At 73.4% G+C, this 20,658-nt stretch carries 20 protein-coding genes; 13 read left to right on the forward strand and 7 right to left on the reverse strand.

The features are described 5' to 3' along the window. Positions 1-13 precede the first annotated feature (13 nt). The 3 genes from GFH29_RS06340 to GFH29_RS06350 are packed head-to-tail and all read right to left on the reverse strand — an operon-like array spanning position 14 to position 3,008. A complete protein-coding gene (locus tag GFH29_RS06340) occupies positions 14-1,171 on the reverse strand; it encodes a PQQ-dependent sugar dehydrogenase (protein WP_228387799.1) in 1,158 nt (385 codons plus the stop codon). Position 1,172: 1 nt separating this feature from the next. Beyond that, positions 1,173-2,111 carry an alpha/beta fold hydrolase gene (locus GFH29_RS06345; protein WP_153322549.1) on the reverse strand — a complete coding sequence of 313 codons (939 nt, stop codon included), beginning with the start codon at positions 2,109-2,111 and terminating at the stop codon, positions 1,173-1,175. 24 nt (positions 2,112-2,135) lie between these two features. Next, complete coding sequence (locus GFH29_RS06350; RefSeq protein WP_228387800.1) at positions 2,136-3,008, reverse strand: EamA family transporter; 873 nt, start codon at positions 3,006-3,008, stop codon at positions 2,136-2,138. Between the two features lie 97 nt (positions 3,009-3,105). Here GFH29_RS06350 and GFH29_RS06355 point away from each other — a divergent pair, with 97 nt between their 5' ends. From GFH29_RS06355 to ilvC, 11 genes are all read left to right on the forward strand, one after another. Then, positions 3,106-4,185 (forward strand): WD40/YVTN/BNR-like repeat-containing protein, encoded by a 1,080-nt coding sequence (locus tag GFH29_RS06355; protein WP_153322550.1) that lies wholly within the window; start codon positions 3,106-3,108, stop codon positions 4,183-4,185. Positions 4,186-4,241: 56 nt separating this feature from the next. Beyond that, entirely contained in the window at positions 4,242-5,921 is a 1,680-nt protein-coding gene (gene ilvD / locus GFH29_RS06360) for a dihydroxy-acid dehydratase (RefSeq protein WP_153322551.1), read from the forward strand. An 80-nt stretch (positions 5,922-6,001) separates the two neighbouring features. Continuing rightward, on the forward strand, positions 6,002-6,958 hold the full coding sequence (locus GFH29_RS06365) for a hypothetical protein (protein ID WP_153322552.1): 957 nt from the start codon (positions 6,002-6,004) through the stop codon (positions 6,956-6,958). Beyond that, positions 6,958-8,025: an FUSC family protein gene (locus GFH29_RS06370; RefSeq protein WP_228387801.1), complete on the forward strand. Its 1,068-nt coding sequence runs from the start codon at positions 6,958-6,960 to the stop codon at positions 8,023-8,025. The genes GFH29_RS06365 and GFH29_RS06370 overlap by 1 nt, the downstream gene beginning before the upstream one ends. Before the next feature lie 68 nt (positions 8,026-8,093). Next, positions 8,094-9,329 (forward strand): kynureninase, encoded by a 1,236-nt coding sequence (locus tag GFH29_RS06375; RefSeq protein WP_153322553.1) that lies wholly within the window; start codon positions 8,094-8,096, stop codon positions 9,327-9,329. A 4-nt stretch (positions 9,330-9,333) separates the two neighbouring features. Beyond that, positions 9,334-10,359 carry a S66 family peptidase gene (locus GFH29_RS06380; RefSeq protein WP_153322554.1) on the forward strand — a complete coding sequence of 342 codons (1,026 nt, stop codon included), beginning with the start codon at positions 9,334-9,336 and terminating at the stop codon, positions 10,357-10,359. A gap of 49 nt (positions 10,360-10,408) precedes the next feature. After that, positions 10,409-10,825 carry a VOC family protein gene (locus tag GFH29_RS06385; RefSeq protein WP_153322555.1) on the forward strand — a complete coding sequence of 139 codons (417 nt, stop codon included), beginning with the start codon at positions 10,409-10,411 and terminating at the stop codon, positions 10,823-10,825. Further along, positions 10,822-11,508: a VOC family protein gene (locus GFH29_RS06390; RefSeq protein ID WP_228387802.1), complete on the forward strand. Its 687-nt coding sequence runs from the start codon at positions 10,822-10,824 to the stop codon at positions 11,506-11,508. Before GFH29_RS06385 ends, GFH29_RS06390 begins: the two co-directional genes overlap by 4 nt. A 278-nt stretch (positions 11,509-11,786) precedes the next feature. Continuing rightward, entirely contained in the window at positions 11,787-13,541 is a 1,755-nt protein-coding gene (locus GFH29_RS06395) for an acetolactate synthase large subunit (protein WP_153322556.1), read from the forward strand. Then, on the forward strand, positions 13,541-14,080 hold the full coding sequence (gene ilvN / locus GFH29_RS06400) for an acetolactate synthase small subunit (RefSeq protein WP_153322557.1): 540 nt from the start codon (positions 13,541-13,543) through the stop codon (positions 14,078-14,080). Before GFH29_RS06395 ends, ilvN begins: the two co-directional genes overlap by 1 nt. A 116-nt stretch (positions 14,081-14,196) precedes the next feature. Beyond that, positions 14,197-15,225, forward strand: coding sequence for a ketol-acid reductoisomerase (ilvC, locus tag GFH29_RS06405; RefSeq protein ID WP_153322558.1), 1,029 nt, complete (start codon positions 14,197-14,199; stop codon positions 15,223-15,225). Between the two features lie 97 nt (positions 15,226-15,322). Here the strand turns inward: ilvC and GFH29_RS06410 are convergent, their stop codons facing one another. Both GFH29_RS06410 and GFH29_RS06415 read right to left on the reverse strand, forming a co-directional pair. Beyond that, positions 15,323-16,168, reverse strand: a complete 846-nt coding sequence (locus GFH29_RS06410; RefSeq protein WP_228387804.1) for an ABC transporter permease — start codon at positions 16,166-16,168, stop codon at positions 15,323-15,325. Beyond that, positions 16,165-17,064 carry an ABC transporter ATP-binding protein gene (locus tag GFH29_RS06415; protein ID WP_153322559.1) on the reverse strand — a complete coding sequence of 300 codons (900 nt, stop codon included), beginning with the start codon at positions 17,062-17,064 and terminating at the stop codon, positions 16,165-16,167. The genes GFH29_RS06410 and GFH29_RS06415 overlap by 4 nt, the downstream gene beginning before the upstream one ends. Before the next feature lie 142 nt (positions 17,065-17,206). Here GFH29_RS06415 and GFH29_RS06420 point away from each other — a divergent pair, with 142 nt between their 5' ends. Then, complete coding sequence (locus tag GFH29_RS06420) at positions 17,207-17,914, forward strand: DsbA family oxidoreductase (RefSeq protein ID WP_153322560.1); 708 nt, start codon at positions 17,207-17,209, stop codon at positions 17,912-17,914. 3 nt (positions 17,915-17,917) lie between these two features. Here the strand turns inward: GFH29_RS06420 and GFH29_RS06425 are convergent, their stop codons facing one another. Both GFH29_RS06425 and GFH29_RS06430 read right to left on the reverse strand, forming a co-directional pair. Continuing rightward, positions 17,918-18,367 carry a DUF6069 family protein gene (locus GFH29_RS06425; RefSeq protein ID WP_153322561.1) on the reverse strand — a complete coding sequence of 150 codons (450 nt, stop codon included), beginning with the start codon at positions 18,365-18,367 and terminating at the stop codon, positions 17,918-17,920. Further along, positions 18,351-19,358 (reverse strand): RNA polymerase subunit sigma-70, encoded by a 1,008-nt coding sequence (locus GFH29_RS06430; RefSeq protein ID WP_153322562.1) that lies wholly within the window; start codon positions 19,356-19,358, stop codon positions 18,351-18,353. Before GFH29_RS06430 ends, GFH29_RS06425 begins: the two co-directional genes overlap by 17 nt. A 676-nt stretch (positions 19,359-20,034) precedes the next feature. Here GFH29_RS06430 and GFH29_RS20900 point away from each other — a divergent pair. Further along, complete coding sequence (locus tag GFH29_RS20900) at positions 20,035-20,652, forward strand: DUF222 domain-containing protein (protein ID WP_153322563.1); 618 nt, start codon at positions 20,035-20,037, stop codon at positions 20,650-20,652. Positions 20,653-20,658: the final 6 nt, after the last annotated feature.

Genomic DNA, 20,658 nt, shown 5'->3' on the forward strand with positions numbered 1-20,658 from the left:
CACGATGCCCGGCTCAGGGGCGCACCAGCAGGATCCGGTCGTCGCCCTCGGCCGGGGTGCCGCGCCCGTCGCGGTTGCTGGTGGTGAGCCAGAGCATCCCGTCGGGGGCCACGGCGATGGTGCGCATCCGGCCGTAGCGGCCGACGAGGAACGACTGCGGCTCCCCGGCGCGGTCGCCCTCGACCGGGATCCGCCAGAGCCGCTCGCCGCGCAGCGCCGCCATCCACAGGTGGCCGGCGGCGTAGGCCAGTCCCGAGGGGGAGGCCTCGGCGGTGGTCCAGGTGGCCTGCGGGTCCACGAAGTCCGGCTCGCCACCGGTGCCCTCGACCTCGGGCCAGCCGTAGTTGGCGCCGGCCTCGATGCGGTTCAGCTCGTCGAACTCGTTGGCGCCGAACTCCGAGGCCCACAGCTGGTCACCGGCGAAGGCCAGGCCCTGCACGTTGCGGTGGCCCCAGGACCACACCGGGGAGCCGAACGGGTTGCCCGGTGCGGGGTCGCCGTCGGTGGTGATCCGCAGGATCTTGCCGCCCAGGCTGTCGCGGTCCTGGGCACGCGCGGACTCGTTGGCATCGCCCGTGGAGACGTAGAGGTAGTCGTCGGGGCCGAACAGGAGGCGGCCGCCGTCGTGGATGAAGTCGCTGGGGATCCCGGTGAGGATCGGCTCGAGGTCGCCCAGGGTGTCGCCGCGCAGCGTGGCGCGCACGACGCGGTTGTCCTCGGCGGTGGTGACGTAGAGGAAGACCCGGGCGTCGTCGGCGAAGTCGGGGGACACCGCGACCCCGAGCAGGCCGGCCTCGCCCTCGGGGACGACCTCGTCGATGGTGCCGACCTCGGTGACCCGGTGGCGTGGGCCGCTGATGCGCAGCACCCGCCCGGAGTCGCGCTCGGTGACCAGCGCGTCGCCGTCGGGCAGGAACGCCAGTCCCCACGGAGCCTCGAGCCCGGTCGCGACGGTGCCGACCACCCGCGGCCGCGCCGAGGCGGTGGCCTCCTCGGTCGCCTTCTCGGTGGCGGACGGGCTGCCGGCGCCGTCCTGCGACCCCGCAGCGGACGGCGACGGGCTGACGTCGTACTCGACCTCGTTGCCGCCCTGCCCGCAGCCGGCGAGCGCCAGCGGGACCAGGAGCGCGCCGATCGCGGAGAGCGCCACGGAGCGGGGTCGCGCGGTCACGTCAGCCGACCTTGCGCAGGAAGTCCAGCAGCAGCGCGTGGACCCGCTCGGGCTGCTCCATCTGGATGAAGTGGCTGCCGGGCAGCTCGACGTACGTCGCGTCGCTGAGGCGCGCGGCGGCCTGGGCCATGTGCCGGGCGCCGGCCATCAGGTCCCAGGTCCCGGCCACGAAGACCGCTGGCACCCGCACCTGGCTGAGCCGCACCCGCCGGTGCTCGGCGGTGCGCAGCGCGACGTGGAAGTACCAGTCCAGCGGCACCTGGAGGAACTCGCGGATCGCGGCGGCGGTCAGGTCGACATCGGCCACCGGGAACATGAACCCGCTGTGCGACAGCACGCCCACCGTGCGCGGGCCGATCGGGAGACGCCGGGCGATCGGGCTCAGGGCCCGGCCGGAGAGCCGCACCGCGTGGGAGAAGCCGAGCGTCGCCGCGCGAGCCGCGGCGCGCGGCAGCCGCAGCGGGCCGAGCATCGTGGCGAAGGTGTCTCCGGGGACGCCGGCGACCGCGAACAGCCCCGCGACCCGCTCGGGGTGGCGCGCCGCGAGCTCGAACATCGTGTTCACGCCGATCGACCAGCCGAGCGTGACTGCGCGGTCGACGCCGTAGTGGTCCATCACCGACAAGGCGTCCTCGACGAAGGCCTCGACGTCGACCCGCTCGGGGTCGCGCGGGCGCGCCGATCCGCCGATGCCGCGGTGGTTCCACGAGATCACCCGCACGCCGCAGTCGGGGTCCAGGAGGGCCGGCCAGGCGAAGGCATTGGTGCCGAGGCCGTTGCACAGCAGCACCGTCGGGGCGCCACGCTCGTCGTCCGGGTCGTTGCTCCAGGCCCGGATCCGGGTGCCGTCGTCGGAGAGGACGTCGGTGAACACCACTGCGGGCCGGGGACGCCGGCTGGGGTCCGCGGTCGGCTGGACGGGCTCGGCGGAGGTGGTCATGCGCCGATCATGCCCGAGAGCGCCTCAGTCCGGCACCGGCTCGGCGGGAGCGCGGCCGGAGCGGGTGGCCCCGATGCTCGCCGCCACGACGCAGGCCACGGCCAGCCACTGCACGGGGGAGAGGAACTCGGCCAGCACCACCATCCCGACCAGCGCGGCGGCCGCGGGCTCGATGCTGAGCAGGATGCCGAAGACCCCCGGCCGCATCGAGCGCAGCGCGATCAGCTCGCAGGTGTAGGGGATGACCGAGCTCAGCAGTCCGACCACCGCCCCGATCAGCAGGATCCGGGCGTCGTCGAGGTCGCCCGCGTGCCGGCCCAGCGCGAGCGGGGCGATCAGCGCCGCCGCGACCACGCTGGCGACGGCGAGCCCGTCCAGGCCGGGCCAGCGCCGTCCGGTCTCCGCGCTCATCAGGATGTAGCCGCCCCAGCACGCGCCGGCGAGCAGCGCGTAGGCCACGCCGACCGGGTCCAGGTCCGCGCGCTCGAACCCGAGCAGCAGCACCCCGACACCGGCCAGCCCGACCCACGCGAGGTCGCGCCGGCGCCGGGAGCCGAGCACCGCGACGACCAGCGGGCCCACGAACTCGATCGTCACCGCGATGCCCAGCGGGATGCGCTGGAAGGACTGGTAGAACGACCAGTTCATCAGCCCCAGCGTCGCGCCGAAGGCCAGCACCGTCGTCCAGTCGTGGCGGTCGCGCCCGCGCAGCGTCGGGCGGGCGATGGCGAGCATCACCAGCGCGCTGGCGCACAGGCGCAGCCACACCACCGTCGTGGGGTCCACCTCGTCGAAGATCGTCTTGGCGACGCCCGCGCCGAGCTGCACCGAGGCGATCGCCACCAGCACCAGCCCCACCGGGGAGACCCTCCACAGCGATGACTTCGAGGCGACCACCGGGTCAATCTAGACGTCAAGGTGGACAAGGCCGGGCCGTCGTGCGCACCACGCCGCGGTTCGCACGGCGTACGACGAAGTGGCCAGGAGGTCGGCGATGGCGACGGTGCTGATGGTGGGGACCCGCAAGGGGCTGTGGATCGGGCGTTCGGACGACGAGCGCCGGGAGTGGGACTTCACCGGCCCGCACTTCGACATGGAGGAGGTGTACTCCTGCCTCATCGACACCCGTGGCCCCCGGCCACGGCTGCTCGCCGGCGCCTCGTCGAGCTGGCTGGGCCCGCAGGTGCGGCGCTCCGACGACCTCGGGGCGACCTGGGAGGCGACCCCCGGGTCGGTGCGCTTCCCGGAGGCCTACGACGCCTCGGTCGAGCGGATCTGGCAGCTCGTGGCCGGCACCGAGCCCGGGGTGGTCTGGGCCGGCACGGAGCCGGGTGCGGTCTGGCGCTCGGCGGACGCCGGCGAGACCTTCGCCCTCGTGGAGGGGCTGTGGAACCACCCGCACCGCACCCAGTGGGACGCCGGGTACGGCGGCCAGGCCTTCCACACCGTGCTGCCGCACCCCACCGACCCCGGGTCGGTGACGACGGCGATCTCCACCGGCGGGGTCTACCAGTCCTCCGACGGCGGCGCCTCCTGGGCGCCGCGCAACGTCGGCATCAAGGCCGAGTTCATGCCCGGCGAGGTGCAGTACCCCGAGTTCGGTCAGTGCGTCCACAAGGTGGCGCGGCACCCCTCGCGACCGGAGCGGATGTTCCTGCAGAACCATGGCGGGGTCTACCGCTCCGAGGACCACGGCGCCAGCTGGCACTCGATCGCCGACGGGCTGCCGAGCGACTTCGGCTTCCCGGTGGTCGTGCACCCTCACGACCCGGACACCGTCTACGTCTTCCCGCTCGGCCAGGCCTGGGCCCGCTACCCCGTCGACGCGCGCCCGCTGGTGTGGCGCTCCCCGGATGCGGGGGAGAGCTGGGAGCCGCTCGGCAAGGGGCTGCCCGAGCAGCTGTGGGTCGGGGTGATGCGCGATGCGATGTGCACCGACGACCACCCGTCCGCCGGGGTGTACGTCGGCGCGCGCAACGGCGCGGTCTGGGCCTCGGCGGACTCGGGGGAGACCTGGGGCCCGGTGGTGGCCAACCTCCCCGACGTGATGTGCGTGCGGGCCGCCGCGGTGTGAGGGTCAGCCGTCGGACCGCTCGCGGGACGCGGCGGCGCCGGGACTACCCTGAGCCCATGACCGAGCACGACATGAAGCCCCGTTCCCGCGACGTCACGGACGGCCTCGAGCGTGCCGCCGCCCGCGGGATGCTGCGGGCCGTCGGCATGGGTGACGACGACTTCGCCAAGCCCCAGATCGGCGTCGCGTCGAGCTGGAACGAGATCACCCCCTGCAACCTCTCCCTCGACCGGCTGGCCAAGGCGGTCAAGAACGGCGTGCACGCGGCGGGCGGCTTCCCGCTCGAGTTCGGCACCATCTCGGTCTCCGACGGCATCTCCATGGGCCACGAGGGCATGCACTTCTCGTTGGTCTCCCGCGAGGTCATCGCCGACTCGGTCGAGGTCGTGATGAGCGCCGAGCGCCTCGACGGCTCCGTGCTGCTCGCCGGTTGCGACAAGTCGCTGCCCGGCATGCTGATGGCGGCGGCGCGCCTCGACCTCTCCAGCGTCTTCCTCTACGCCGGCTCCACGATGCCCGGCCAGGTCGACGGCAAGGACGTCACGATCATCGACGCCTTCGAGGCCGTCGGTGCCTGCCTGGCCGGCAAGATCAGCCGTGAGGAGGTCGACCGCATCGAGCGGGCGATCTGCCCCGGCGAGGGTGCCTGCGGCGGCATGTACACCGCCAACACGATGGCCTCGGTCGCCGAGGCGATCGGCATGTCGCTGCCCGGCTCCGCCGCGCCGCCGGCGGTCGACCGTCGTCGTGACGGCTTCGCGCACCGCTCCGGCGAGGCAGTGGTCAACCTGCTCAAGCACGGCATCACCGCCCGCCAGATCATGACCAAGGAGGCGTTCGAGAACGCCATCACCGTGGTCATGGCGCTGGGCGGCTCGACCAACGCCGTCCTGCACCTGCTCGCGATCGCTCGCGAGGCCGAGGTCGACCTCACCATCGATGACTTCAACCGCGTCGGCGAGAAGGTCCCGCACCTCGCCGACCTCAAGCCGTTCGGCCGCTTCGTGATGACCGACGTGGACCGCATCGGCGGCATCCCGGTGGTCATGAAGGCGCTGCTGGACGCCGGCCTCATGCACGGCGACTGCCTCACCGTGACCGGCAAGACGATGGCGGAGAACCTCGCCGAGCTGAACCCGCGCGCGCTCGACGGCGACGTCATCCGCACCCTCGACAAGCCGATCCACGCGACCGGCGGACTCACGATCCTCAAGGGCTCGCTGGCTCCCGAGGGCGCCGTGGTCAAGAGCGCCGGCTTCGACGACACCGTCTTCGAGGGCACTGCCCGGGTCTTCGACGGCGAGCAGGCCGCGATGGACGCGCTGGCCGCCGGCCAGGTCCAGGCCCGCGACGTGGTCGTGATCCGCTACGAGGGCCCCAAGGGCGGCCCCGGCATGCGCGAGATGCTCGCGATCACCGGCGCCATCAAGGGCGCGGGCCTCGGCAAGGACGTGCTCCTCGTGACCGACGGCCGCTTCTCCGGCGGCACCACCGGCCTGTGCGTGGGCCACATCGCGCCCGAGGCCGTCGACGGCGGCCCGATCGCGTTCGTCCGCGACGGTGACCCGATCATCCTCGACGTCGTGAACCGCACCCTCGACGTGCGCATCGACGACGAGGAGCTCGCCCGTCGCCAGGACGGCTGGGAGCCGCGCGCCCCGAAGTACACCCGCGGGGTGCTCGGCAAGTACGCCCGCACGGTGCAGTCCGCCGCGCACGGCGCCGTCACCAGCTGAGCGCGCCACCGACACCAGGGCCCGGGGCCGGCGAGCAGCCGGCCCCGGTCTCGCGTCGCGCGCGCGGCGTACTGCTCCTGGTGATGCTGCTGGTCCTGGCCCTCGCCGGCACCGCGGTGCTCCTCACGGTCGGCCCCGCCGCCGAGGACGCCGAGCCGGTCGCGGTGTCCGCGGCCGACCCGACCGCGTCGGCGACGCCGGCGACCCCTGGGATTCCTGACGCCACCCCTGCGGCGGTGGCGCCGGCGCGCGCCACGCTGCCGCACGGCGGCCGTGCGGTCTTCGAGGGGAACCGGTTCCTGGTGGCCTACTACGGCACCGCCGGAACCGGTGCCCTGGGCGTGCTCGGCGAGGACCGGCCGGCGCTCATGCACCGCCGCCTGGTCGCCGCCGCGGCGCCGTTCGCGCGCCCGGGACAGCCGGTGCAGCCGGTCTATGAGCTGATCGTCACCATCGCCGACGCCGCCCCCGGCCCGGACGGCGACTACCACCACGACCTCGACCGACGCGCGGTGCAGCGCTACATCGATGCCGCGCACCGTCACGGCGCGCTGGTGCTGCTCGACCTGCAGCCCGGGCACGCCGACTTCCTGACCGTGGCGCGGCGCTGGGCGTGGGCGCTGCGCGACCCGTACGTCGGGCTCGCGCTGGACCCCGAGTGGCGGATGCCGGGCGGGGAGGTCCCCGGCCGGGTGATCGGCCACGTGCGTGCCGCGGAGGTGAACCGCACCTCGGCCTGGCTCGCCCGCCTGGTGGCCCGCCACGACCTGCCGCAGAAGCTCTTCGTGCTGCACCAGTTCCGCGGCTCGATGCTGCCGGATCTGGAGCGGGTGCGTGCCCGGCGCGGGCTGGTGATGGTGCAGCACGCCGACGGGTTCGGCACCCGCGGGGAGAAGCTCGCCGGCTACCGCGCGATCGCCCGGCCGCGCCAGTTCACGATGGGCTGGAAGCTGTTCTACGACGAGGACGTCGACCGCATGGGCGCCGCCGCGGTGCACCGGGTGCGACCGCGGGTGCGCTTCGTGAGCTTCCAGTGATGCTGCACCGCGAGACCCTCGGGCGTCTGGGGCGCGTCGGACGCGGGGTGGTCGAGGTCCGTCCCCACGGCGACGCCCACTTCGTCGCGCTGCGCGCCGCGGTCTCCACCCTGGTGCCGCTGGTGGTCCTCGGCGTGGCCGGGCGCCTCGACCTCAGTATGTACGCCGCGTTCGGCGCCTTCACCGCGCTCTACGGGCGCAACCACGTGCACGTGCCGCGCCTGCAGATGCAGCTGCGCCTCGGCGCGCTGCTGACCCTGGTCGTCGGGGCCGGCGTGCTGGTCGGGGTGTCCGCGGAGCGGGCCTGGCTGGCGGTGCCGCTGGCGGCGCTGCTGGCCTCGGCCTGCACGCTGCTCTCGGAGCGCCAGGACTGGCACCCGCCCGGGGCGCTGTTCCCGGTCTTCGCGTTCACCGCGTGCGCCTCGCTGGAGAGCCGGCCGCGCGACGTCGCCGTGGCGCTCGCGGTCGCCGGCACCAGCGCGGTGTTCGCCGTCGTGGTCGGCAACATCGGGGCCTTCTGGCGAGATCGCCGCGACGCCGGCCCGGCGTGGTCCGGGCGCCCCGTGCCCACCCGTCGCCCGGTGCAGGTGCGACGGTTTCCGCGCAACGGCGTCGCCGTGCTCCTCGCCGGCACCCTGGCCACCGGGGTCGGCATCGGCCATCCCTACTGGGCGATGGTCTCCGCGGTGGTGCCGCTGGTCGCGCGCGACTTCGGCGCCCAGCTGGTGCGGGGCACCCAGCGCGTGCTCGGCACCTTCCTCGGCCTGGCGGTCACCGGTGTGCTGCTGGCGCTGGAGCCCTCCGCGTGGGTGGTGATCGCGCTGATCGTCACCCTCCAGGGAGGTGCCGAGCTGCTGATCGGGCGCAACTACGCGCTCGCCCTCACCTGCGTGACGCCGCTGGCGCTGCTGGCCGTGCACCTCGCGAGCGCGGCGAGCGACCCGTGGGTCCTGGTCGTCGACCGCGGCGTCGAGACCGTGATCGGCGTGGCCATCGGCCTGCTCGTCGGCTTCCTCGCCCGGCCCAGCGCGCGGGAGATCGTGCGCCGCCGCGCCATCCCCGGCTGACCGGACCGCACCGCCGGGCGGCTGTCGATCGGGCGCCGGCGCGACCGCGGGGGAGGCAGGATGGCGCCGTGACCACCGTGACCCCCGGGCCCGCCGCCCTCGATGCCGCCGACCCGCTCGCGGCGTACCGGGACCGCTTCGTCGGGGCCGAGAGCCCGCTCGTCTACTTCGACGGCAACTCGCTGGGGCGCCCGCTGCGCGTCACCGGCCCGCGGCTCGCGCGCTTCGTGGACCAGGAGTGGGGCGTGCGGCTGATCCGGGGCTGGGACGAGGACTGGCTCGCGCTGCCCGAGCGCATCGGCGACGACCTGGGCCGCGTCTGCCTCGGCGCGGCGCCCGGCCAGAGCGTCATCGGGGACTCCACGACCGTGCTCCTCTACAAGCTGGTGCGGGCCGCTGTCGCGCTGCGCCCCGGGCGCAGCGAGATCGTGCTCGACCGTGACAACTTCCCGACCGACCGCTACGTCGCCCAGGGCGTCGCCGCGGAGTGCGGGCTGACGCTGCGCTGGATCGAGACCGACCCCGCCGGCGGCGTCGAGCCCGACCAGCTCGCCGCGGTGGTGGGGGAGCGCACCGCGCTGGTGCTGCTCAGCCACGTGGCCTACCGCTCGGCCTGGCTCGCCGACGCCCCGCGGCTGACCCGGATCGCCCACGACGCGGGCGCCCTGGTGCTGTGGGACCTGTGCCACTCCGCCGGCGTGGTCCCGGTCGAGCTCGACGCCTGGGACGTCGACCTGGCCGTGGGCTGCACCTACAAGTACCTCAACGCCGGCCCCGGCGCCCCGGCCTTCGCCTACGTCGCGCGCCGGCTGCTCGAGGACGACCAGCACCCCTTCACCCAGCCGGTGCAGGGCTGGATCGGCGCTGCCGAGTCCTTCGCGATGGGACCGGACTACCGCCCCGCGCCGGGGATCCGCCGGGTGCTGTCCGGCACGCCGCCGGTGCTCGGCATGCTCGCGCTCCGCGACATGCTCGAGGTCCTGGAGGAGGCCGGGATCGCGGCCGTGCGCGCCAAGTCCGTCGCGCTCACGTCGTACGCCGCGGAGCTGGGCGAGGAGCTGCTCGGCGACCTCGGGGTCCGGCTGGCCTCCCCGCGCGACCCCGACCGGCGCGGCGGCCACGTGACGCTCGACCACCCGCTGATGCGCGAGGTCACCGCGCGGCTGTGGTGCCGCGACGTGCTTCCGGACTTCCGCGAGCCGCACGGGCTGCGGTTGGGCCTCTCGCCGCTGTCGACGTCGTTCGCGGAGGTGGCGACCGGCATCGAGGCCGTTCGCCACGAGCTCGAGGACCTGCGACGCTGAGGTCATGCGCTTCCCCCGCCCTCTCCGCCCCGGCGACACGATCGGCGTGGCCGCGCCGTCCTCGGGTGTCGCGCCCTCCTTCGTCCCGCGCCTCGAGGTCGCCTGCGCGGCGCTGAAGGAGCGCGGCTTCGACGTGCGCCTCGGCGAGCACCTCGTCGTCCACGACGGCGGGGTCGCCGGCACCGCGCAGCAGCGCGCCGCCGACCTGATGGCGATGCTGCTCGACCCCGCGGTCGCGGCCGTCGTACCCCCGTGGGGCGGGGAGCTGGCGATCCAGGTCCTCGACGACCTGGACTGGGACGCGCTCGCGGCCGCCGAGCCGACCTGGCTGGTCGGCTACAGCGACCTCACCACGGTGATGCTGCCGCTCGCGACCCGGCTGGGCTGGGCCAGCCTGCACGGCGCCAACCTGCTGGAGACCCCCTACGACCAGCCCGCCGGGCTGGTGCACTGGACCGACGTCCTGGCCACCGCGCCCGGCACCCCGCTCACCCAGCGCTCGCCGGGTCGCCACAAGGGCCCCGGCTTCGACGACTGGGAGGCGGACCCGACCACGGCGGGGGAGCGCGAGCTCCCGGTGCCCGGCTCCTGGGAGGTCGTCGGCGGTGGTGGCGTCGACGTGACCGGGCGCCTGGTCGGCGGTTGCCTGGAGGTGCTCGGGCCGCTGGTCGGCACGCCGTACGGCGACGTGCCGCGGCTGGGCCGCGACCTCACCGAGGACGGGCTGGTGGTCTACCTCGAGGCCTGCGAGCAGGACGCGTTCAGCATCTGCCGCACCCTGCACGGCATGCGGATGGCGAGCTGGTTCGAGGAGGCCGAGGCGGTGCTGATCGGCCGCACGGCGGCCCCCGACTCGCCCGGGCTCACCCAGCACGAGGCGGTGCGCGACGCGCTCGGCGGCCTCGACCTGCCGCTCGTGCTCGATGTGGACTTCGGGCACGTGTGGCCCTACCTGCCGATGGTGAACGGCGCCCTGGCGCGCGTGGTCGTCGACGGCGAGCGGGCCGAGATCACCCAGACCTGGGGCTGATCGCCCGCGGGCCCTGGCCGCTGTCGGCAGCGGCTGGCATCGTGCTCGCATGGACCCACGGATCAGCTTCATCACCCTGGCGGTCGCCGATCTCGAGGCGAGCCGGGCGTTCTACGTCGACGGCCTCGGGTGGCGCCCCGAGCTGCACGTGCCCGGCGAGGTGCTGATGCTCGCGGCCGGCGATCGGCTGGTGTTCTCGCTGTGGCAGCGCGCGCACTTCGAGGCCGAGGTCGGCGCGATCGCGACCGGGCCCGGGGTGGCGCCGTTCACGCTGTCGCACAACGTCGCCACCGAGGCCGAGGTCGACGCGGTGCTCGCCGAGGCGCGCGCGGCGGGCGCCGACCCGGTGGAGGCCGCGCAGCGGCGCGAGTGGGGCGGGTGGACCGGCTACTTCGCCGACCCCGACGGACACCGCTGGGAGATCGCCACCAACCCCGGCCCGATCGGTCAGCGGGTGCTGCCGTGAGCCGGCCGAGCGAGGAGGACCGCCGGGTGCTGGGCGGTCGCGAGGTCGCGGCCGCGGGGTTGTCGGACTGGGTGCTGCTGACCGGTGTGCTGCACGCCCGCTTCCGCACCCCCGACTACGCCACCGGCCTCGCCCTGGTCGCCCAGGTCGGTGCCGCCGCGGTGGCCGCCGACCACCACCCCGACCTCGCGCTGCGCTACGCCGAGCTCGACGTGCGCCTCTCCAGCCACGACGTCGGCGGGGTCACCGCGCGCGACCTCCGGCTGGCCCGCGAGATCAGCGTGGCCGCGGCCCGGGCCGGTGCCCGGCCGTCCGTGGTCGACCTCTCCGTCGTCGAGGTCGCCCTGGACACCTCCGACGTGGCGCTGGTGCGGCCGTTCTGGGCGGCGGTGCTGGGCTACACCGATCGCGAGGGCACCCCGCACGGCGGTGCCGACGAGGTCCGCGACCCGCACGACACCGGGCCGTCGCTGTGGTTCCAGGAGGCCGGGCCCGACCCGGCGCCGCCCGCGCAGCGCTTCCACCTCGACGTGTGGGTGGCGCCGGAAGCGGTGGAGGCCCGCATCCGCGCCGCGCTCGCGGCCGGCGGCACGCTGCACAGCGACGCCGAGGCCCCGGCGTACTGGGTGCTCGCCGACCCGCAGGGCAACAAGGCGTGCCTGTGCACCTGGCAGGCCCGCTGAGGTGCGCCCGCCCAACCACATCGTGGGACTGCCGTCCCGCATCGTGGGACGACGTGAGAGGGTGGACACCTGGACGAGGGACCAACGGTGCTATCGTGCCTACATGCGCCAGGACATTCTTGTACGCACGCGACGCGCCCGCTGACCACAAGTCAGCCAGCGCGTCACCCCTCGTTGCCCAGCAACCGAGGGGTTTTTTGTTGCCACGATGGCCCACGACCGTCGCCGGGGCAGCACTGCACAGCCACCCGCATGGTCACAGACAGGGAAAGCAAGGAATGAGCGAGCAGATCACCGGCGCGCAGAGCCTGGTCACGTCGCTGGAGGCGGCCGGGGTCGAGCACATCTTCGGGATCCCGGGCGGCGCGATCCTCCCGGCCTACGACCCGCTGATGGACTCCACCATCCGCCACATCCTCGTGCGCCACGAGCAGGGCGCCGGACACGCCGCGCAGGGCTACGCAACCGCGACCGGCAAGGTCGGCGTCTGCATGGCCACCTCCGGTCCGGGTGCGACCAACCTCGTGACGCCCCTCGCTGACGCCCACATGGACTCGGTCCCGCTGGTGGCGATCACCGGCCAGGTCGGTGCTTCCCTGATCGGCACCGACGCGTTCCAGGAAGCCGACATCCGCGGCATCACGATGCCGATCACCAAGCACAACTTCCTGGTGACCGACCCCGCCGAGATCCCGCAGAAGATCGCGGAGGCCTTCCACCTCGCCTCCACCGGTCGTCCCGGCCCGGTGCTGGTCGACGTCACGAAGTCCGCGTTGCAGGCGATGACCACCTTCCGCTGGCCCACCGAGCTGCACCTGCCGGGCTACCGGCCGGTGACCAAGCCGCACGCCAAGCAGATTCGCGAGGCCACCAAGCTCATCCTCGAGGCGCGCCGCCCGGTGCTGTACGTCGGCGGCGGCACCATCCGCGCCCGCGCCCACCGCGAGCTGCGGGTGCTCGCCGAGCTCACCGGCATCCCGGTCGTGACCACCCTGATGGCCCGGGGCGCCTTCCCCGACAGCCACCCGCAGCACCTCGGCATGCCGGGCATGCACGGCACCGTCGCCGCCGTGGCCGGTCTGCAGAAGAGCGACCTGATCATCAGCCTCGGCGCCCGCTTCGACGACCGCGTCACCGGCAACCTGGACTCCTTCGCGCCCGGCGCCAAGGTCATCCACGCCGACATCGACCCCGCCGAGATCGGCAAGAACCGCGCCGTCGACGTCCCGATCGTGGGCGACTGCCGCGAGGTCATCTCCGACCTGGTCGTCGCGCTCAAGGCCGAGGCCGACGCCGGCAACACCGGCGACTTCGAGGGCTGGGTCGACTTCGTCGCGGGCATCAAGCGCAGGTACGCCCTGGACTACGAGCGCCCTGCCGACGGCTCGCTGGCTCCGCAGTACGTGCTCGAGCGCCTCGGGAAGATCGCCGGCCCCGACTCGATCTACGCCGCGGGCGTGGGCCAGCACCAGATGTGGGCCGCGCAGTTCATCGGCTACGAGAAGCCCAACACCTGGCTGAACTCCGGCGGCCTCGGCACCATGGGCTACTCGGTGCCCGCCGCGATGGGCGCGAAGGTCGGCATGCCCGACACCACCGTGTGGTCCATCGACGGCGACGGCTGCTTCCAGATGACCAACCAGGAGCTCGCGACCTGCGCGATCGAGGGCATCCCGATCAAGGTCGCGATCATCAACAACGAGTCGCTGGGCATGGTGCGCCAGTGGCAGACGCTCTTCTACAACGAGCGCTACTCCAACACCAACCTCCAGCGCCACGGCGGCCCGGTGCGGATCCCCGACTTCCCCAAGCTCGCCGAGGCCTACGGCTGTGTGGGGCTGTCGTGCGAGCGTCCCGACGACGTCGACGCCACCATCGAGAAGGCGATGTCGATCAACGACGCGCCGGTCGTCGTGGACTTCCGCGTCCACCGCGACGCCATGGTGTGGCCGATGGTCGCGGCCGGTACGAGCAACGACGACATCAAGTACGCGCGCGACCTCGCGCCCGAGTTCGACGAGGACGACCTCTGATGAGCAAGCACACGCTGTCGGTCCTGGTCGAGGACAAGCCCGGCGTCCTGGCCCGCATCGCCGCCCTGTTCAGCCGGCGCGGCTTCAACATCGAGTCGCTCGCCGTGGGCCCCACCGAGCACCCCGAGGTCTCGCGGATGACCATCGTGGTCAACGTCGACCGCTCGCCGCTCGAGCAGGTCACCAAGCAGCTGAACAAGCTGGTCGAGGTGATCAAGATCGTCGAGCTCGACCCCAACGCCTCGGTGCACCGCGAGCTGCTCCTGGTCAAGATCGCCGCCACCGCGGAGACCCGCGGTCAGGTGCTCGACACCGTCCAGCTGTTCCGCGCCAAGGTGGTCGACGTGACCGTCGACGCCCTCACCGTCCAGATCACCGGCAACGCCGACAAGCTGGCCGACTTCCTGCGCGTGGTGGAGCCGTTCGGCATCCGCGAGCAGGTGCAGTCCGGCATGGTCGCGATCGGTCGCGGGTCGCGCTCGGTCTCCGAGCGCAGCCTGCGCCCGGTGCCGATCCCCGCGCCCCCCGCCGCGATCTGACCGGCGTACGCCGCGCACGCCAGGGGGCCCCGCGCGCCCCGGCGTACCGGCTTGCAGACTTGTCCCACTTCCCAGACTCACTCAACTGAAGTTCCAAACCCGAAGGAGAAGCCCCCGTGGCTGAGATGTTCTACGACGACCACGCCGACCTGTCCCTGATCCAGGGCAAGAGCGTGGCGGTCATCGGCTACGGCAGCCAGGGCCACGCCCACGCGCTGTCGCTGCGCGACTCCGGCGTCGACGTGCGCGTCGGTCTGCAGCCGGGCTCCAAGAGCCGCCCCAAGGCCGAGGCGGAGGGCCTGCGCGTCCTCACCCCCGCGGAGGCGGCGGCCGAGGCCGACGTCGTCGTCATCCTCGCTCCCGACCAGCACCAGCGGAAGCTGTACGCCGAGGAGATCGCCCCCCACCTCAACGCGGGCGACACCCTGGTCTTCGGCCACGGCTTCAACATCCGCTTCGGCTACATCACCCCGCCCGAGGACGTCGACGTCTTCATGGTGGCCCCGAAGGGCCCGGGTCACCTGGTCCGTCGTGAGTACGTCGACGGCCGCGGCGTGCCCGTGCTCGTCGCGGTGGAGAAGGACGCCTCGGGCAAGGCCTGGGACCTCGCGCTCTCCTACGCCAAGGCGATCGGCGGCCTGCGTGCCGGCGGCATCAAGACCACCTTCACCGAGGAGACCGAGACCGACCTGTTCGGTGAGCAGGCCGTCCTGTGCGGTGGCGCCTCGCAGCTGGTCATGTACGGCTTCGAGACCCTGATCGAGGCCGGCTACCAGCCCGAGGTCGCCTACTTCGAGTGCCTGCACGAGCTCAAGCTCATCGTCGACCTGATGTACGAGGGCGGCATCGCCAAGCAGCGCTGGTCGGTCTCCGACACCGCCGAGTTCGGTGACTACGTCTCCGGCCCGCGGGTCATCACCCCCGAGGTGAAGGAGAACATGAAGGCGGTCCTCGCCGACATCACCAGCGGCGCGTTCGCCGAGCGCTTCATCACCGACATGGACAACGGCAACCCGGAGTTCACCAAGTTCCGCGAGCAGGGCGAGGCGCACCCGATCGAGAAGACCGGCCGCGAGCTGCGCAAGCTCATGGCGTGGGTGAAGAGCCACGACTCGGACTACACCGAGGGCACCGCTACTCGCTGAGGTCCACGCCGGACCGCATCACCATCGCGAAGGGCCTCCCACACAGCAGCTGCTGTGTGGGAGGCCCTTCTCGTGTCTGCGGGGAGCGGCGGGCGGGCTACTTCACCTCGGCGCGGAGGATGAGGCGCAGGCCGATCGCGAGCGGGACCAGCAGCCAGATCGTGCCGGAGGTGGCCAGCTGGGCCCACTGCTCGGCGGTGGGCACCCCGTCGAAGAGCGGGGTCGTGGCGTAGTTGAAGTCGATCCACGGGCCGAGGTCGCGGTACCACTCCTGCGCGGCGGCCAGGGCGCTGGTCGCGCCCGGGAGCACGAAGGAGTAGACGAAGTAGGCCACGATCGCGGCCGCCGAGCTGCGCAGCAGGGTGCCGAGCATGAAGCCGACCAGCAGCCCGAGCACGTTGGCGATCATGATCATCCCCAGGGTGGCGGCGCTGATGTCCCAGACCGTGTCGGTGCCGGCGATCGCGGTGCCGACGATGTTGCCGAGCGCCCCGATCGCGGCGGCGAGCAGCATCGAGACGACGCCGATGGCGATCGCGAGGCCCGCCTTGACCGCGATCACGCGGCCCCGGTCCGGCACGAGGGTGAACGTGGTGAGCCCCGTGCGCTGGCTCCACTCGCTGGTGACCGCGAGGATCGCGACGATCGGCAGGATCACCGCCATCGGGACCCCGATCGCCGTGGCGAACGTGTCGTAGGTCAGCGCGGAGTCCGGGGCGAAGACGATGACCGCGGCGGTCGCGCCGATCGCGAGGATCGCGATGCCGGCCATCAGCCAGAAGCCGGAGCGGGTGTCGAACATCTTGCGCAGCTCCACGCGGACCACGCGGGACAGCGGGATTCGTGCCGGCGGCGTACGCGGGCCGGTGTGCTGCTCGGCGATCGTGGCGAGCGGGTCGCTCGACTCGAGGGTGCCGGTCGATGCGGATGAGGTGGTGCTCATGCTGCTGCTCCTTCGCGCTGGGTCTCGGCGGTGAGCTCGAGGAACATCTCCTCCAGGCCGGCGCCGTCGGCGGACCTGAGCTCGGTGAGGGGTACGCCGGCGGCGTGGGCGACCTGCCCGACGTGGGCGAGGTCGGCGTCGGTGCGCAGGGCCCCGTGGCCGGCGGCGGTGACGGTGATCCCGGCGTCCTGCAGGGCGCGGGCGAGGCGGTCGGGATCGGCCGCGCGGACGACGGTGCCCGCGGCGGCGAGCAGGTCGGCCTTGGTGCCCTGGGCGACGATCCGGCCGTGGCCGATGACGAGGATGTCGTCGGCGATGACCTCGATCTCGTGCAGCAGGTGGCTGGAGAGCAGCACGGTGCCGCCGCGGTCGGCGTACCCGCGCAGCAGGTCGCGCATCGCCCGGATGCCGGCGGGGTCGAGGCCGTTGGCGGGCTCGTCGAGCACCAGCACCTCGGGGTCGCCGATCAGGGCGGTGGCGATGCCGAGGCGCTGGCGCATGCCCAGGGAGTAGTGGCGCACCCGACGCTCCGCCTCGGCCTCGGTGAGGCCGACGTGGGCGAGGGTCTCGGCGACCCGCGCGCGGGGCAGGCCCATGGTGAGCGCGGCGAGGGTGAGGATCTCGCGGCCGGTGCGTCCGGCGTGCTGGGCGGAGGCGTCGAGCAGCACGCCGATCTCGCGGCCGGGGTTGGGCAGGTCGGCGAAGCGCCGGCCGAGCACCGTGGCGGTGCCCGAGGTCGGCGGGGTGAGGCCGACCAGGATGCGCATCGAGGTGGACTTCCCGGCGCCGTTGGGGCCGAGGAAGCCGGTGACGCGGCCGGGCCGCGCCGTGAAGGTGATGTCGTCGACGGCGGTGAAGGGGCCGTACTTCTTGGTCAGGGACTCAACGGTGATCATGGCTTCGAGCCTGTGTCCTGGAGCACGGTCGGCGCATCGGGGACCTGGCCCCGACGGCCCCTGATCCGACCCTGAGGCGTCTCGGGGGTGAGGCGTCGGGGTCGCGGGGGAATGGTCCGGTGCGCGGCGGGGTTCGACCGGCATGCGTATCGAGATCTGGAGTGACGTCGTCTGCCCGTGGTGCTACGTCGGCAAGCGCCGCCTGGAGGCGGCCCTGGCCGGCTTCGCGCACGCGGACGAGGTGGAGGTCGTCTACCGCTCCTTCGAGCTCGACCCCTCGGCCCCGCAGCACGGCACCGAGCCCAGCGTCGTCTCGCTGGCCCGCAAGATGGGCCGCCCCGAGGAGCAGGTGCGCGAGATGGTCGGTGGGCTGATGGAGACCGCGGCCGCCGACGGCCTCGAGCTGCGGCTGCTCGACACCGTGCACACCAACACCGTGGACGCGCACCGGCTGCTGCACCTCGCGCTCGAGACCGGCGGCCCGGCGCTGCAGGGGGCGCTCAAGGAGGAGCTGCTCGCGGCGTACTTCACCCGCGCCGAGGACATCGGCGACCACGCGGTCCTGCGCACGGCCGCCCTCGCCGCCGGCCTCGACGCCGAGCGGGTGGACGCCGTCCTGGCGGGACAGGAGTACGCCGACGCGGTGGCCGCCGACGTCGCCCAGGCGCGGGCCTACGGCGCCACCGGCGTGCCGTTCTTCGTGGTCGAGGGCACCTACGGCATCTCCGGCGCCCAGCCGACCGAGGTCTTCAGCCAGGTGCTCGAGCAGGTCTGGACCGAGACGCACCCGGTGCTGCAGACCGTCGGCGGCGACGCCGAGGCCTGCGGCCCGGACGGCTGCGCGATCTGAGCCTCACCCGGTCCGGGTGCGCAGGCCCCACCACAGGGCCGGGACCATCACGCCCGCCGCGACCAGGTGGAGCCCGACCAGGGCACTGGCGGTGGCGGCGTCCGCCCCGGACAGGAGCGGCGGGACCAGCGAAGCCGCGGTCAGCGCCCCGGCCGTCCACGCGAACCGCGGGGCGGGTCGGGCGCTGAACCGCAGGAACGCCGCCGCCAGGACGACCCCGAGGAGCGAGAAGACGCCGGTCATGGTCGTGACACCTGCCAGGGGGATGCGCTCGCCGTCCGCGGGCACCTCGAGGTCGACCCCACCGGCCGCGGCCAGTGCGGCGACGGCCGTGGTCAGCGCCATCGCGACGACCGTGGCCACGAGACCGGTGACGGCGAGCCCGCGGAACCGGTGAGTCGTGCGGTCGGGTGCCGGGGCCGCCACGATCCGGGGGTCACGTGTCCTGGTCATGCCCGTCCTCCATCAGACGCTCGGGCAGCGCGAGGCGCGGGAACTGGTCGGCGTGGAAGGTCAGGATCTCGGTGATCGCGCCGCCGGTGATCCGCAGGACGTCGAGCGTCAGCGGCAGGTACGCGCCCTCGGAGTCGTGCCACAGGTAGAAGGCGACGGCGGGCTGCCGGTTCACCGAGGTGGGTACGGCGCGCAGGCGCCCGAGCTCCTCGAAGCCGTCCTGCACCCAGTCCTCCACCACCGCGTCCCGCCCGACCCGCAGGCCGGGCGTGGGCGGCATCGAGCAGCGCACGTCCTCGCGCAGCAGCGCGGCGAGCGCACCGACGTCCGTGGCGAGGCTGGCGTCGGTGAACCGGCGTACCAGCTCCCGGGTCGCGGCGTCCTCCTCGCCGTAGGTCCAGTCCTGCCGCTCGGCCGGCAGGTGCGCCCGCATGCCGGCGCGGGCCCGCTGCAGCGCGCTGTTGACGGAGTTGACGGAGTCCCCGAGGAGCGCCGCGACCTCCTTGGCCGGCCAGCCGAGCACGTCGCGCAGGACCAGGACGGCGCGGGGGCGCGGGGCGAGGTGCTGGACCGCGGCCAGGTAGGCCAGCTCGATGGTCTCCTGCGCGACGGCGACGGCCTCCGGCTGCTCCGTGTCGTCGGCCACGAGCTCGTCGAGCAGCCGGTCGGGGTAGGGCTGCAGCCAGCGCACCTCGCCGCCGGCGGCCGCCTGCGGGCGGCGCTTGGCGAGCAGGTCGAGGCAGGCGTGGGTGGCGATGCCGTAGAGCCAGGCGCGCACGGTCCCGCGACCCTCATAGGTCTCGCGGCGCCGCCAGGCCCGCAGGTAGGTCTCCTGCACGGTGTCCTCGGCGTCCTCGAAGGACCCGAGCATCCGGTAGCAGTGCACGTGCAGCTCGCGGCGGTGGCGCTCGGTCAGCCGCGAGAACGCCGCCTCGTCGGCCTCGCCCAGCCCGCTCACCGCCGGCTCCTCACGTTGTGTGTCCGTGCTCATCGCGTGATCCTCAGCTTCTCGGTCTCGTCGTGTCATACGTGTGACGGCAGCCGGCGGGAGAACTCATCACCGAGGGCGCGAGGCCCCGGAACTGTCCCCGGTCATCTCTACGATGACGCCATGTCGTAGAGCTCCGCAGGACGTGATCTCGGGAGGCCCCGGATGGCCGCAACGCTCGATCCCTACCTGGCGGATCTGGAGCGCCTGCACACCGATCTCGACCGGATCGCGGAGCGGGACCCGGTGTTCCTTCCGGTGGGCACGAAGCGGCAGGCGCTGCTGCTGATGGCGTCGGCGTCGTCCCGGGCCCAGGCTGTCCTGGCGCGGCTGGTCGCGTGCGCCGACGACGTCGCCGACGCCGAGGGGCACCGGGATGTCGCCTCGTGGCTGACCCATCGCACCCATGACTCGCTCACGACGTCGCGGCGTGCGCAGCGGCTGGGAGTGGCGTGCGAGCAGCGCTGGCACCGGGTCGGCCTGGCGCTGCTCGGCGGGCGGGTGACGCCCGACCAGGGTCAGGTGATCGCGGCGGCGCTCGACGAGCTCGCCTGTGGCCGCGACCTGGTGGACGCGCCGGCTGAGGAGTGGGCCGAGGTGCTGGTCCGTGCGGAGGCCTACCTGGTGGCGCAGGCGGTCGACTTCGGAGCGCGCGGCCCGGCGGCGTACGACGCTGTCAATGCAGCACCAGGGCGACGGCACGGCGTTGGTCCGGGCTCGCGTTCCGGAGTCGGTCGCGCTGAGGCTGACCACGATGCTGGAGTCGTTCACCAACCTTCGCCGGGAGAGCGGCGAGGCGGTGGCTGCGGACGGCGACGGGCGACGGGTGCCGTACGAGCGGCGGCTGGGGGAGGCGTTCTGCTCGCTGATGGAGGCCCTCGACCCGGCGAGGTTGCCGCTGCACGGCGGTGACGCGACCACGCTGGTGATCACGATGGACCTCGCCACGCTGACCGCAGGCCTCGGGACCGCGTCGCTGGCGGACGGCACGCGGATCTCCGCCGGCGAGGCGCGACGGTTGGCCTGCACCGCAGGTCTGGTGCCCGCGGTGCTCGGCACCCGCTCGGTACCGCTCGACCTGGGCCACGCGAGCCGGCTGTTCAGCCCGGGCCAGCGCAAGGCGCTGGCGATCCGGGACCGGGAGTGCCGGGCGGACGGACCTCGTGAACGCGGTCCTGCTCTGCTCCCACCACCACCATCTGGTCCACGACGACCGTTACCTGCACCAACGGATGCCGAACGGCGACCTCCGGTTCGCCCGGCGGACGTAGACACCGCTGCGACGAGTGAGTGCTGACCGGCG

The organism is Nocardioides sp. dk884 (assembly GCF_009557055.1).
Taxonomy (GTDB): domain Bacteria; phylum Actinomycetota; class Actinomycetes; order Propionibacteriales; family Nocardioidaceae; genus Nocardioides.